This window comes from Acinetobacter sp. YH12076 (assembly GCF_013419525.1).
Taxonomy (GTDB): domain Bacteria; phylum Pseudomonadota; class Gammaproteobacteria; order Pseudomonadales; family Moraxellaceae; genus Acinetobacter; species Acinetobacter amyesii.
Window position 1 is genome coordinate 53,086 of the sequence record NZ_VOZY01000006.1, and the last position, 13,581, is coordinate 66,666.

The 13,581-nt window shown below is 39.7% G+C and carries 14 protein-coding genes; 2 read left to right on the forward strand and 12 right to left on the reverse strand.

All coding sequences use genetic code 11. The features are described 5' to 3' along the window. Positions 1-193 precede the first annotated feature (193 nt). The 5 genes from FTU22_RS16305 to FTU22_RS07225 form a co-directional block, all read right to left on the reverse strand. Positions 194-463 carry a hypothetical protein gene (locus FTU22_RS16305; protein WP_257223217.1) on the reverse strand — a complete coding sequence of 90 codons (270 nt, stop codon included), beginning with the start codon at positions 461-463 and terminating at the stop codon, positions 194-196. Further along, a complete protein-coding gene (locus FTU22_RS16310) occupies positions 441-722 on the reverse strand; it encodes a hypothetical protein (protein WP_257223216.1) in 282 nt (93 codons plus the stop codon). Before FTU22_RS16310 ends, FTU22_RS16305 begins: the two co-directional genes overlap by 23 nt. Before the next feature lie 565 nt (positions 723-1,287). Beyond that, positions 1,288-2,220 carry an FAD-binding protein gene (locus FTU22_RS07215; protein ID WP_180093702.1) on the reverse strand — a complete coding sequence of 311 codons (933 nt, stop codon included), beginning with the start codon at positions 2,218-2,220 and terminating at the stop codon, positions 1,288-1,290. An 18-nt stretch (positions 2,221-2,238) separates the two neighbouring features. Further along, on the reverse strand, positions 2,239-2,991 hold the full coding sequence (locus FTU22_RS07220; protein ID WP_078192067.1) for an electron transfer flavoprotein subunit beta/FixA family protein: 753 nt from the start codon (positions 2,989-2,991) through the stop codon (positions 2,239-2,241). 527 nt (positions 2,992-3,518) lie between these two features. Next, positions 3,519-4,124: a LysE family translocator gene (locus FTU22_RS07225; RefSeq protein WP_180023307.1), complete on the reverse strand. Its 606-nt coding sequence runs from the start codon at positions 4,122-4,124 to the stop codon at positions 3,519-3,521. A gap of 113 nt (positions 4,125-4,237) precedes the next feature. Between FTU22_RS07225 and FTU22_RS07230 the strand changes: the two genes are divergently transcribed. Continuing rightward, positions 4,238-4,732, forward strand: coding sequence for an Lrp/AsnC family transcriptional regulator (locus tag FTU22_RS07230; protein WP_078190405.1), 495 nt, complete (start codon positions 4,238-4,240; stop codon positions 4,730-4,732). Positions 4,733-5,196: 464 nt separating this feature from the next. On the opposite strand, the gene FTU22_RS07235 is transcribed toward FTU22_RS07230, so the two are convergent. The 7 genes from FTU22_RS07235 to FTU22_RS07265 form a co-directional block, all read right to left on the reverse strand. Beyond that, the gene (locus FTU22_RS07235) at positions 5,197-5,568 is read right to left on the reverse strand and encodes a hypothetical protein (protein ID WP_218948625.1); all 372 of its coding nucleotides are present in this window, start codon (positions 5,566-5,568) and stop codon (positions 5,197-5,199) included. Positions 5,569-5,847: 279 nt separating this feature from the next. After that, positions 5,848-6,771 (reverse strand): tyrosine recombinase XerC, encoded by a 924-nt coding sequence (locus FTU22_RS07240; RefSeq protein WP_180003344.1) that lies wholly within the window; start codon positions 6,769-6,771, stop codon positions 5,848-5,850. Between the two features lie 71 nt (positions 6,772-6,842). Next, positions 6,843-7,676 (reverse strand): enhanced serine sensitivity protein SseB C-terminal domain-containing protein, encoded by an 834-nt coding sequence (locus FTU22_RS07245; RefSeq protein ID WP_180093704.1) that lies wholly within the window; start codon positions 7,674-7,676, stop codon positions 6,843-6,845. Between the two features lie 85 nt (positions 7,677-7,761). Next, entirely contained in the window at positions 7,762-8,607 is an 846-nt protein-coding gene (gene dapF, locus FTU22_RS07250; protein ID WP_111883917.1) for a diaminopimelate epimerase, read from the reverse strand. A 13-nt stretch (positions 8,608-8,620) separates the two neighbouring features. After that, positions 8,621-9,865: a diaminopimelate decarboxylase gene (lysA, locus tag FTU22_RS07255; RefSeq protein ID WP_180093705.1), complete on the reverse strand. Its 1,245-nt coding sequence runs from the start codon at positions 9,863-9,865 to the stop codon at positions 8,621-8,623. A 24-nt stretch (positions 9,866-9,889) separates the two neighbouring features. Further along, the gene (locus tag FTU22_RS07260) at positions 9,890-10,099 is read right to left on the reverse strand and encodes a lipoprotein (protein WP_373886215.1); all 210 of its coding nucleotides are present in this window, start codon (positions 10,097-10,099) and stop codon (positions 9,890-9,892) included. A gap of 344 nt (positions 10,100-10,443) precedes the next feature. Continuing rightward, a complete protein-coding gene (locus FTU22_RS07265; protein WP_078192075.1) occupies positions 10,444-11,847 on the reverse strand; it encodes an amino acid permease in 1,404 nt (467 codons plus the stop codon). A gap of 332 nt (positions 11,848-12,179) precedes the next feature. On the opposite strand from FTU22_RS07265, the gene FTU22_RS07270 reads away from it, so the two are divergent. Next, positions 12,180-13,541, forward strand: a complete 1,362-nt coding sequence (locus FTU22_RS07270) for a sodium:alanine symporter family protein (RefSeq protein WP_180093707.1) — start codon at positions 12,180-12,182, stop codon at positions 13,539-13,541. Positions 13,542-13,581: the final 40 nt, after the last annotated feature.

The following is a 13,581-nucleotide window of genomic DNA, read 5'->3' on the forward strand; positions in this document are numbered from 1 at the left end:
AAGTCGGACAGTATAGCATAAAAACCCTGATTTTTGTGCCAATCATCTTGCACTAGAACCATGATTTTTTGTATTTATTTTAAGCATTTTGATTTTATTTGCTGTGAAAAAAACCTCTACGAATAGAGGTTGTTTGATGTTCAAAAGATTTCTTTTCGAAGCTTCAAATTTAGGGGCATAAATGTGATAAAAATCACTCTTTATGATATTGCATGACCTCTAATTCTTGAGGCACATGATCATGCTGCAACCATGGGTATGCTGTTAGAAACAAACCAAAAATAAGCGGAAATTCATAAACTTCTTTGATGAAATCTTTATAAGCCAAATCGTACAAAAATAAAAAACTAAGACTTCGACTATGCTCAACTGCATCAGAAATAAATAAGCCCATTATCACCAAGCCGAATGGCCAAATTGGCAAAGCCAAGGTTTTTAGTTTATGTACAATTTCTTGACGCATAAGGCGAAAATAGCATAAAGACGACTGGTGCAATCATGAATACCGAAATTAAACGAAAATACGGTTTAGGCACATCAGGAAAATAGTCACGCCCCCAACTAATACTGCGACCAAATAGCAACAACCACCATGCGACAGCCCACAACCAAAATTGTTTCTTTCCATCTTGCATTTCAAGTGGTCGAATATAGAAAAAAGTATAAATCGCAAAAAACAGCAATAACAATGCTTGGACCGATTCAACTGCTGTAACAGTCATTCCATCAAATAAAGGAAAAGAGATACTTTGTAAAACAGGAAAAAAGTAAACAGCAGATCATCAGCACCAATACACTGACTGGTAACTGAAAATCAAATTTCAAAGGGAGACTCCGCCTAAAAGGCAAGTTCAATAAAAAAGCAATGTTAACACAAAATATACAATCCTTTAAGCTTGCTTTAAGTTTAAGATTCAAACTTGAAAGATAAATTTTTATTATTTTATTTTAAATCTTTGTATTTTTTATAATTTATTAATTTCCATCCTATTACCAAGCGATTGCTCCTGCTTACTTACCATTTAAGTTTCAACATACGTTTAGCTTACGCCACAGTAGTGCCTAATACTGACAACAAGAAATAATATCGTAAGAATTTTGAAGTACGAAATTAAGAATCCACCACTCTCATAAATATGAAAAATAAAAGTGCAATGCATATTTATGTACATTCACGTATGGTTAATCGATTACGCATGATCAAGAAGATCTACCAGACTATTCACTCCGCAATAAAAAACGCTCCTAAGCCATAAGCTTAGGAGCGTCTTGAACTGTGTTCAGAAATTAGATTTTAGATACTAATTCTGGAACAACAGTATTCAAATCACCCACTAACCAGTAGTCAGCTACTGAGTTAATTGGCGCTTCTTCATCTTTGTTGATCGCAACGATCACTTTAGATTCTTTCATACCTGCCAAGTGCTGAATCGCACCAGAGATACCTACAGCGATGTACAAGTCAGGAGCAACGATTTTACCTGTTTGACCCACTTGCATATCGTTTGGTACGAAACCAGCATCAACTGCTGCACGAGATGCACCTTGTGCTGCACCAAGTTTGTCAGCCAATGGATCAAGAACAGTGTGATAGTTTTCACCTGAACCAACACCACGACCACCAGACACCACGATACGCGCAGCTGTTAATTCTGGACGTTCAGATTTCACGATTTCTTCAGAAACGAACTTAGAAATACCAGCATCACCAGTAGATGCAACAGCTTCAACTGCAGCAGAGCCGCCTTCGCTTGCAACAGCATCAAATGCAGTACCACGAACAGTCGCAACTACAACAGACTCGCCAGACTCTACAGTTGCAATCGCGTTGCCTGCATAGATTGGACGTTTGAAAGTTTTAGGACCTTCAACAGTAATGATGTCAGTGATCATGCTTACGTCAAGTAGCGCAGCAGCACGTGGAAGTACGTTTTTGCCCGTTGTCGTAGAAGCAGCAAGGATGTGAGTGTAACCCGCACCGATAGAAGCAACTAATTTAGCAACGTTTTCAGCCAATTGATTAGCATAAGCAGCGTCGTCAGCAAGTAATACTTTGCTTACACCCGCAACTTTAGCTGCTTGGTCTGCAACTGCTTGAGCGCCTGAACCAGCTACTAATACAGTGATATCACCACCGATTTTTTGCGCTGCAGCAACAACGTTAAGAGTTGCACCATTTAGTGCTTTGTTGTCGTGCTCAGCGATAACTAAAATACTCATGATTTTTATCCTTCTGTATTAGATCACTTTCGCTTCGTTTTTCAATTTATCTACAAGCTCGTCTACAGACTTCACTTGTACGCCCGCTTTACGTTCTGCAGGAGCTTCAACTTTAACAGTTTTAAGCTTAGTCGCAGGTGAAACGCCATAATCAGCAGGTGACTTAGTATCAAGCGGTTTTTTACGCGCTTTCATAATGTTTGGAAGAGCAGCATAACGTGGCTCATTCAAACGCAAGTCAGTAGTGATAATTGCAGGAAGTGCAAGTTCAACAGTTTGTAAACCACCGTCAATTTCACGAGTCACTTGTACTTTGTCGCCTTCAACTTTAACTTCTGAAGCGAAAGTACCTTGGCCAGCACCTAAAAGCGCGCCAAGCATCTGACCAACTTGGTTAGAGTCGTCATCAATTGCTTGTTTACCAAGAAGGATCAATTGAGGTTGTTCAGCGTCTACAACACCTTTTAGGATTTTTGCAACTTCAAGTGCACCTAACTGGCTGTCGTCAGCTTCAACAAGGATACCGCGGTCTGCACCAAGCGCCATAGAAGAACGGATTTGTTCTTGAGCTTCTTTAGGACCAATAGAAACAACAACGATTTCTGAAACAGTTCCTTTTTCTTTTAAACGAACCGCTTCTTCCACTGCGATTTCACAGAATGGGTTAATTGACATTTTAACGTTCGTTAAGTCAACACCACTGTTGTCCGGCTTAACGCGAACTTTAACGTTGGCATCAACCACACGTTTTACAGCAACAAGAGCCTTCATGTAATCCTCGGCTGTTTTAGCAAATGTAAATGTTGAGAAAAGTTATATTAACTCTTCACTTTAAATTTTTTAGGTGCCCTATCTTGCAATGTGTACGGCATTTCGGTCAAGTCACAATTATCGAAAGACCTGTAAAAAAGCGTAATTTCCTTGAACTTATCGTTCACATTTTTTAGAGAATGGTTCAGTTATCCAAAAAAACGCATTATTCAGTTATTTTTTAAGCATTGATTTTTATTATTTTTTTACTTGATTTAGCTCATCAAAAGATCTGATTTAATATCAATTTTCGATCAATCTTTCTGAAATAGAGCTTTCCCTCTACACATTCGGCAACATATCTAAACTTGTCATTTAAGATAGAAGCATAATGAATTTAGCGTTCATTTCACTTTTCTGAAGCTAATTGGCGTGTTTTTCTCCTGTTCTTATTCTTAATATCTGCCGATATTCAGCACATATAAAAAAACCTCCGCTTCCACGAAGGTTTTAGTTAAGGCATTTATTTCTATTTACATTTACTGTTTTTAATTGGCAATTAACCATGTCGCAGCAAGAGCCAATAAACCGCCTGATGTACCATCGATCCACTTTTGTTTGCGTTCATCAATTTGAGTTTTTTGTGTAATACGTGCAAAGACCACACTTAAACTACAATACACCACAAAAATCAGCCCAATAAAAATGAAGGACAAAATCAAACCTTGGCTCACAGTATTCGCTGATTTATCGATAAATTGCGGCAAAATTGCAAAATATATCAACATTCCTTTCGGGTTCAGTAAAGCCGTAAAAAAGCCTTTTTTAATCGGGTTGGACGCTGACTTTTTCTCAATACTTAATTTTTTACTGCTAAATACTGAACGCAGTAAATGCGTTGCCAAATATAAAAGATAAGCAATCCCCAACCAGCGGATTGTTTCAAACAGTAGTGGAAATGACACGATAATCGCAGCAATACCCAATGCCACCAAAATCGAGTGAACCAAGTAACCTGAGCATACCCCCACTGTTGCCATCATGCCTGCTTTTGCATCCTTACCCATCACTTGTGACAGGATAAAAAGCATATCGGGTCCTGGTGTGAAAATAAGGGGAATTACCGTTAAGGCAAACAAAGCAAATACAGACATTTCAATTTTCCCTTTCTATGTCCTGAAAGTGAAATTAGTATGTTTGAATCGCTTTAAAATAGGATATCAAATATTCTATAATAGATATTATTTTTAGAATTATATTCTATTTTATGAAGACATCTTCTAAGTCAATTCTAGTTAAACTAGATCGTATTGATAAAAATATCATTCGCGCACTTCAAAATAATGGCCGCATGCAAAATAATGACTTAGCCAAGGAAATTGGACTCTCGCCTTCTTCTTGTTTACGTCGGGTCAAATTACTCGAAGAAGCAGGTGTGATTCAGAATTACACCACCGTGGTCGATCCACAAAAGATTGGCTTTCAATTGATTTTATTCTCTCGTATTTGGTTGACTGGGCAAGATGCTGAAACCATCGATACTTTTATCGAAGCGATGAAAGAACTTCCTCAAGTCATGGAGTGCTACATTATTTTGGGTGAGTGCGATGCAATGCTCAAAGTAGTGGTGCCTGACCTAGAAAGTTACCGCAAATTTCAGTCTACTCACTTAACCAAGAAAAATGGCATCACCAGTGTAAAGACTGATTTACCAAGCCAAATCATCAAACAAAGCTTCCAGTTACCGTTAGAAGATTTATAAACAGAAATTGGTCTGCCAAGAAACAACTCAAGCATCAGAAACGACGAGGCTGATACTACAAGCTTGGCAATGTAGTGACGGATTACCTTCACAGCCTCGAATGCAAATATCTAGCTATGCGGTATTTCATTATATTTTAAGCAAAGAAAAATAATGATTTGCGGCACATTTGCAGCAATTGAATAGGAAATATCTAGGAGGTCTTTGAGCTCAATTGCTCAAGTGGGAAAACAATTGATTGCATTTACAGGCTCTCGCTATCAAAACTGAACAAATTGAATCAATAGCAGCGAAACGGATTGGCATTTAGAGATTTTTGTTTAGGCAACTAAGCTATGCAAAGAAGATCAACACTCTAACGCTCTGCTCACAAGCATCTCAACATGTCATGGAGCGGGTGATATAAGGGCTAAACATCCAAAACCAATGAAGATAGCCCATGAGTTGTTTATTTGACCAATGGTTTAGGCTGGCTGATTTTCCAAAAAGTCACGATGGATGTGGCTTAGGTCAATAAGTTCATACTTTGCCAAATTAAAAATACGCCAAATGGTGAGGGCATCTTCTTTACTGTCAAATTTCGCAGTTGCTTTATTGGTAAGCTGCCATTGTTTATCCGAAATCCAAATAAAGTATTGGCCCGTCTTCGCATTAAACGCCTGAACTTTACCATCGGCATTAATCCCTTGTAGCTGCGCACCTTCAGGCAATACAGCTTCTACTTCAGGCAAACTGATTTCAACAAAGTGTTTGATCTGGCGTAAGCCGTATCCTGCAAAAATTTCTTTTTGCTGACCATTTAACTGGTCATATTTTTCTTGAATATCTGAAATCATGGTATGGCCTATATATTTTTAACGGTACAGCAATTTAGTAAATGGCGAATTTCACTTCAGCACTTACGTCAATTCAATAATGGACAATTTTTATACCCGATAATTTGAATTTTTATAATGCGACAATAGTTCAAAATGTCGGTCAATTTTACCAATATTTTTTCACATCCTTATTTAATTTTCATGAAGTAGACCACTTTAGGATAAAAAATGTGAAATATAGCCTGTGTATTTAAGCAAAATTTAGACCACTGAGTACCAAAGTCGTTTTTGCAATTGTTACGAATCTTTATGCTGTGCCCTTGGATGGGCCTGATCATAAACTTGTGCCAATCGATCAAAATCCACATGGGTATAAATTTGTGTAGTGGTTAAATTACTATGCCCCAACATTTCTTGTACAGCACGCAAGTCACCGCTATTGGACAACATATGGCTAGCGAAGCAATGTCGTAATAAATGCGGATGTAAATCGACATTTACACCTGCACGTCGAGCTTGAAATTTAACTCGATTTTCTATTTGTCTTACCCCCAGTGGATTACCTTTTTGAGTGATAAAAACTTGGGCTTCTGGGACAAAATCACCATGCCATGCAGGATATAATTGCAACCAATGCATCACAGCCTCTTTGGCTTTAGAACCAAAAGGTACAATGCGCGTTTTATTCCCTTTACCCGTAATACGTAACAGTTGGCGATTAAAATCAATATCTCGAATGGTTAAGCCCTGCACTTCAGCCAAACGTAAACCACTTGAATAGAGCAGCTCCAAAATCGCTTTATCACGTATCCAAAGCTGCCGTTGAGTTTCACTTTCTGGCTCAGGCTGTTCCATGATTTGTTTAATGGTTTCAATATCGACCAATCCAGGTAAAGGACGTGATTGGCGTTTGAGCTGAAAATCATCTGCAGGATTAAAATTGAGATAATTTCCTTGTTCTGCCCATTTCATAAATTGGCGTATCGAAGATAACATGCGCTGCAAACTACTTGGACTGAGCTGAAACTGTTCCACTTTATGAGCAACAAATTCACGCAGATCTGACTTTTCAACATCATGCAGTGGCAAGTTGCGTATTGTACAAAATTGGAGAAAATCACTGACATCACGCTCATACGCTTGCAATGTATGTTTAGACTGATTTTGAATTTCACGTTCCTTCAACCACATAGTCAGTAGTTGACTCTGATCCATCGTCATCTGTCTTCTCCCATTTCAACATGTGCTTTAGCGTTTCAGTACATTCTCTAAAGCGATTTCACATATCTGTTTTATGAAAAGAGTCTAGCAAAGAACCCCTTAGGCTTACCATCAACACGTTGGTAAAAAGCTTGCGTTTCATTAAGCAAATACCCTTCTACACCATCGACACTGTGCGGATTGACATGGATCAGATCCACTGGACATTGCTCTTTTAAACTATCCTGTGTGATACGACCAATTTTACTGTGCAAATTTTGAATTTGTTGTTCAGATAATCCTGCTTCTAAATCTAATCCAATGAGCAAAGTTGGTGAATCATCTCGAGCTTGATTCAGCATTTGCGCTAAATAGGCAGCTTTTACCACACGCTCTGTGCCGAAAAAAATGCTTAATTGATCAATCATAAACTGCGGATATTCCGTTGGCTGACCAATTAAAACTTCCGTATCTTCCGTAACTTCATAGTTTTCTGAGGGCTGAATATACTGCCCGTTCAGCAAATGTTGAATTTCTTCTGGTACAAAGTCCTTCGTCGCATCAGGTGATTGTGGATTCAATACAAGCCTTGCCCCAATGGTCATTTCAAATAATGCCTTGGTTGGTAGCCGGATATACGACTCCTCTTCAGATATTGACAACCGCATTTTTTCCAAGGACGTAAAAAACGGGATGGCGCAATCATAAGTCTCATCTTCCCATGATTTCAATTGAACGCTGTCGCCTTCATCCAAGATCAAAGCTTCGGCAATACGTGAATCACGTCCCCCTGTTGTTCCCACACAATACACATTGGCCGCTAATAATTGAGCTAAAAATTCGGGTCGATACGCAGGTTCATGTAAAGCTTTATGAAAAAGTTGCTCTAAGATTTCTTCTTTTATTTCTTCGTTTATTTGTTCCATGTTGACTACAATCCCATTGAATTATAATTTTTTATTCACTTTTTATTTTATGAAAAAAAGCCCTGAATTAATCAGGGCTTGGAGTTTAACCTTGGAAGTAACTTAAATCTAAGCGTCCTTCGTAAACTGTTGCGGTTGGTCCGGTCATCCAAACCACACCACCTTCTTGCCACTCAATTTGCAGCTTACCACCTGCCAACTCTATTTCGACCGAATTGGCTAATAAGCCACGACGCATACCTGATACTGCCGCTGCACAAGCACCTGTACCACAGGCCATCGTTTCACCGACACCACGTTCAAATACACGTAAGCGTGCATGTTTCTCATCCACAATTTGCATAAAACCAGCATTTACACGCTGTGGAAAACGCTCATGCGATTCGACTTGTGGACCAATTTTAGCAACGTCTGCGGTAATGACATCAGGAACGATCGTCACTGCATGCGGATTACCCATACTCACCACATCAATGGTGAGCTGTTCATTATTCGCCAATGCAATGTCGTATAAGTTTTCAGGCTCTTCCGCAATAAATGGAATTTCATGCGGCAAAAAGCGTGGATAACCCATATTAACGCGCACCCAACCATTCGCACCTAATTCAGGCTCTACGATACCTGACTTGGTTTGTACTTTGATTTTGGTTTTGCTGGTCAACTTACGTTCATGCACAAAGCGCGCAAAACAACGTACACCATTACCACATTGTTCAACTTCCGAACCATCCGCATTAAAAATACGATATTTAAAATCAACATTGGGTAAATCAGGCGGTTCTACAATCAAAAGCTGATCAAAACCAATACCAAAATGACGGTCGGCCAAACGCTGAATCGTCACTGTATCTAAATAAGCCCGTTGGCTAATTAGATCGACCACCATAAAGTCATTGCCAAGGCCATGCATTTTGGTAAATTCTAATAACATCTCGAATTTCTCCTTAAGGCAATATACGTTCACGTTCCCATAATGATTCAATGGTTTCACGCTCCCGAATCAAATGAGACTGATCACCATCAACCATCACTTCAGCAGCACGTCCGCGGCTGTTGTAGTTTGAGCTCATGACAAAACCATAAGCACCCGCACCCAATACTGCAAGCACGTCATTTTCTTGAATCGCCAACTGACGTTGCTTTCCTAGGAAATCGCCGGTTTCGCAAATCGCACCAACAACATCCCAGTCTTTCTTTTCTGTATCTGTACGAGGTGTTACTTCCTGAATATCCATCCATGCTTCATATAAAGCGGGACGGATTAAGTCGTTCATTGCAGCATCAATAATCGCAAAATTACGATGATTGGTCGGTTTGAGCAAATCAACTTTAGTTAACAACACCCCTGCATTTGCAGAAATACTACGCCCCGGCTCCATATATACCTTAAGGCCTAATTTTTCTAATGCCGGACGCATTGCCTGAGCATATTCTTCAACGGTTGGCGGAACTTCGTCTTTGTACGTTACGCCTAAACCACCACCAATATCGATGTGTTTTAGGTGAATCCCCATCTCTTTCAGTTGATTAATCATCACAATGACACGATCAAGTGCATCAACAAAAGGCTGAGTTTCAGTCAACTGTGAACCGATATGACAATCAATCCCGATAATCTCAAGATTTGGCAATGATGCCGCATACGCATAGGTGTCAAAAACGCTGTCTGAAGGAATACCGAATTTATTTTCTTTTAAACCCGTAGAGATATAAGGATGGGTTTTGGCATCCACATCTGGATTTACACGCAATGAAATCGGTGCTTTCTTACCCATTGCCGCAGCAACTTTTTGGATTCGATCCAACTCTGCATGTGATTCAACGTTAAAACATGCAATACCCACGTCCAATGCTTTTTGGATATCGGCTTCTGTTTTACCCAAACCTGAGAATACAATTTTAGAAGCTTCACCACCGGCTTTTAATACACGTGCGAGTTCACCACCCGTCACGATATCAAAACCAGCGCCCTGCTTGGCAAGTACGTTTAACACCGCAAGATTAGAGTTTGACTTTACCGCAAAACAAATTTGATGGTCGATAAAGCTAAATGCACGGTCCATATCTGAATAATGCTTTTCAAAAGTAGCTTTTGAATAAACATAAAGCGGTGTGCCATATTGCTGTGCAAGCTGTTGTAAAGAACATTGCTCTGCATGCAATACCCCATTCGTACGGGTGAAACTCATGAAAGTATCCTTTCTATAAAAGCATTAAGGTGTAGGGTTAGAATTTGAAGATTCCGATTCAGTTGCAACAGAAGCCGCTTGTTTTTCCTGCTTTTGCTGTGCAGGCGTATCTGGATAAATCAGATATTTTGCGCGCTTATCTGCATTTGCATCTGAAGGTAAATGCAATGCACCAGACTGACCACAAGCTGTCAGCAGCACAGCACTTGCTAATACAATAATTTTATAATTCATAAAACGATACATAAACGTACCTAATGAAAAGATTTTTCCGAGTATAACGTGATCAACCCGCGGATAAAAGAAAAGCCCTGTAATTCCAAGTGAGCTTTTTGCCATTCTGCACTAAATTTAAGCAAAATTTGATGGTGCTGTTTTCAAACCACATTTGTGTATTTTTCTATACCGATCAGGCTATTGATTTCACTGAAATAGCTTATCAATTTGAATGCTGTTTTATACTTCTATTAGCACTAATGAATACTGTGTATTAGTGTAAATTAAATCCATATCCAAATAAAAAAGCTGCCCCTTAGGAGCAGCTTTTTTATATTTTTACATCAGTTCAAAAATGTAAATTAATGGTGTTTTTTCTTATAAAAGCCGAAATAACCAATAATCAAAATGATGAACCAAATTGGGCTCACCATGAGCGCTTTCATGGTATCTGCTTCTAGCGACAAGACATAAATCATGCCGATGAAGAAGATAATCACGAGCCAGCAAGTATATAAGCCACCTGGTAATTTAAAGGTTGATTTCGCATGCAGCTCAGGACGAGTTTTATAGTAAACGATATAGCTCCAGATAATCATGAGCCATACGCAGATAAATAAAATCGTAGAAAGTGTGGTTGCTAATGTAAAGGCTTCAACCGTGTTCGGTACGAAATACTGTAATGCAGCGCCCAACAGTAAACAAACTGCCGAGAAATACAACGCATTTGCCGGAACTGCACGTGAGTTTAGACGGCCAAACGCTTTTGGACCTTGCTCTTCACGAGATAAACCAAACAACATACGTGAAGTCGAGAACACACCACTATTCATCGATGACATAACTGATGACAACACCACCAAGTTCATAATAATCGCAGCAGCAGCAATACCGGCTTGGCTAAACAAGTTCACGAATGGTGAAATGCTTGGGTCAATGGCATTCCATGGCGTAACAGACATCACAATCACAAGTGCAAGCACATAGAAAATAATGATACGAATCGGAATCGAGTTCACAGCTTTAGGCAAGTTGTGTTCTGGATCTTTGGTTTCTGCTGCCGTAGTACCAACGAGTTCTACGCCGACAAAGGCAAAAATAGCAATCTGGAAACCTGCCAAGAAGCCAGTTACTCCTGTTGGGAATAGACCACCATGTGACCATAAATGTGTGAATGATGCGATTTCACCTGTCGATGAGGTAAAACCGGTAAAGATCATCCAAAGACCGACACCAATAAGCACCACGATTGCAATAATCTTAATCAGTGCAAACCAGAACTCTAATTCACCAAAAAGTTTAACCGTAACAAGGTTTAACCCCATGATAAATACAATGGCGGCAACACTGATCATCACCCCTTCTTCGGGCGAGAACGGGTTACCTCCATTAAAGAATTGCAGGTAATAAATGATGGCCGATAAATCAGCAATCCCTATAGTGATCCAGCACAGCCAATAGGTCCAACCCACAAAATAGCCTGCCCACGGGCCGATTAAGTCGGTTGCAAAATCGATAAAAGATTTATATTCAAGATTTGATAGTAATAACTCGCCTAATGCACGCATGACGAGGAAAACCATAAAACCAATAATCATATAGATAATAAGGATGGACGGACCAGCTAAACTGATGGTCTTTCCTGACCCCATAAATAAACCTGTACCAATCGCACCACCAATCGCAATCAATTGCAGGTGTCGGTTGGACAAGCTTCGTTTCAAATCGCCGCTATCAGCGTGCGATCCATGAATTTCATTTGACATTATTTAATTCAACTTCGCGTTCCAATTGCGACAAATTAACGTAAAAATTTCAGAAAATACAAAATTATTTCTCATCATCTATATTTTCGGATTAAGTGACAAAGTTAATTTATTTTTCTTATATATAAAAATCTTAGCGCCAGTTCACATTTTAAAGCGACCAATAAAACAACAATTTACTTGTAATAACTTAAATTTTATGCAAAAAATATTTTACCAACGATAAAAATTTATGCCAAAAATCATGGAAGTTTCTAACAATGGCATATCAATTGCTACAGATATCAAAAATGTAGCATTCACTCACTCAGGGCCGATAAGAAGAAGATACTATGCAAGAAATTCAAAATATCATGGAAACACTCAGTGGATGGGTCTGGGGCCCGTACATGTTGGTCCTCATTGTCGGAACAGGTGTATTCCTCACCTTCCGACTACTTTTCTGGCAATTTCGCATGTTGCCTTTCGCATTCAAACAAGTCTTTGGCAAGCATCCTAAAGCCAATCAACATGATGGCGATATTTCTCATTTCGCCTCACTTATGACCGCACTTTCTGCCACCATTGGTACAGGTAATATTGCCGGTGTAGCCACCGCTTGTGTGCTCGGTGGTCCGGGCGCAGTGTTTTGGATGTGGATAACCGCGCTCTTTGGTATGGCAACCAAATATGGTGAAGGTGTACTCGCTGTGAAGTTTCGTCATAAAAATGAAAATGGCGAAATGAACGGTGGTCCGATGTATTACATCGAACGTGGACTTGGACCTAAGTGGAAATGGTTGGCAGTGGTATTTGCCCTATTTGGTACTTTGGCATCCTTTGGTATTGGTAGCTCAGTACAGTCGAACACTGTCGCGCTTGCTGTGCAAAACAGCTTAGGGATCAGCACACTCACCACTGCAATCGTTATCACCATATTCTCTGCACTCGTTATTTTAGGCGGCATCAAATCCATTTCTAAAGCCTCTTCATTTATTGTTCCAATTATGGCGGTAGGTTATGTATTGGGTGGCTTAATCATTATTTTCACCAACCTTGAATTGGTGATCCCTGCACTAAAAATGATCTTTAGCTATGCATTTACGGGCGAAGCTGCTGCGGGTGGTGCGATTGGTGCTGCGATTCGTTATGGTGTGGCACGTGGTGTATTCTCTAATGAAGCAGGTATGGGCTCAGCACCTATTGCCGCTGCGGCTGCAAAAACAGACCACCCAGCACGTCAAGGTCTTGTCTCTATGACAGGTACGTTCTTAGACACCATCATTGTTTGCTCAATTACAGGTATCGTACTGGTGATGGGCTTCATCATGGCGGGACAAAGCTTTGGTGATCAAACGGGTGCCGTACTGACGATTAGTATTTTTGACAAACTACTTCCGGGCTTCGGTGGTTGGGTCGTGACTTTCGGTATTATTTTCTTCGCTTATTCAACCATTCTGGGTTGGAGCTATTATGGTGAAAAATGCTGTACTTACCTGTTAGGTGAAAAATCAGTAATGATTTATCGCTTAATTTACATCGCATCAGTATTTGTCGGCTGTGTCGTAACACTTGATCTCGTTTGGCTATTTGCCGATACCTTTAACGGTTTGATGGCTGCACCAAACTGTATTGCACTGTTATTGCTCTCAGGCATCATTGTAAAAGAATCGAAAGATTTTATTGAACGTCGTAAATCAGGTGAATTGTACTAATCCCCTGCTAAACAAAAAGCCACGTGAATTCACGTGGCTT

Coding starts and splice junctions, on each gene's coding strand:
- FTU22_RS16305 (WP_257223217.1), bottom strand. CDS start 463: ATGCGTCAAGAAATTGTACATAAACTAAAAACCTTGGCTTTGCCAATT.
- FTU22_RS16310 (WP_257223216.1), bottom strand. CDS start 722: ATGACTGTTACAGCAGTTGAATCGGTCCAAGCATTGTTATTGCTGTTT.
- FTU22_RS07215 (WP_180093702.1), bottom strand. CDS start 2,220: ATGAGTATTTTAGTTATCGCTGAGCACGACAACAAAGCACTAAATGGT.
- FTU22_RS07220 (WP_078192067.1), bottom strand. CDS start 2,991: ATGAAGGCTCTTGTTGCTGTAAAACGTGTGGTTGATGCCAACGTTAAA.
- FTU22_RS07225 (WP_180023307.1), bottom strand. CDS start 4,124: ATGTCTGTATTTGCTTTGTTTGCCTTAACGGTAATTCCCCTTATTTTC.
- FTU22_RS07230 (WP_078190405.1), top strand. CDS start 4,238: ATGAAGACATCTTCTAAGTCAATTCTAGTTAAACTAGATCGTATTGAT.
- FTU22_RS07235 (WP_218948625.1), bottom strand. CDS start 5,568: ATGATTTCAGATATTCAAGAAAAATATGACCAGTTAAATGGTCAGCAA.
- FTU22_RS07240 (WP_180003344.1), bottom strand. CDS start 6,771: ATGACGATGGATCAGAGTCAACTACTGACTATGTGGTTGAAGGAACGT.
- FTU22_RS07245 (WP_180093704.1), bottom strand. CDS start 7,676: ATGGAACAAATAAACGAAGAAATAAAAGAAGAAATCTTAGAGCAACTT.
- dapF (WP_111883917.1), bottom strand. CDS start 8,607: ATGTTATTAGAATTTACCAAAATGCATGGCCTTGGCAATGACTTTATG.
- lysA (WP_180093705.1), bottom strand. CDS start 9,865: ATGAGTTTCACCCGTACGAATGGGGTATTGCATGCAGAGCAATGTTCT.
- FTU22_RS07260 (WP_373886215.1), bottom strand. CDS start 10,099: ATGAATTATAAAATTATTGTATTAGCAAGTGCTGTGCTGCTGACAGCT.
- FTU22_RS07265 (WP_078192075.1), bottom strand. CDS start 11,847: ATGTCAAATGAAATTCATGGATCGCACGCTGATAGCGGCGATTTGAAA.
- FTU22_RS07270 (WP_180093707.1), top strand. CDS start 12,180: ATGCAAGAAATTCAAAATATCATGGAAACACTCAGTGGATGGGTCTGG.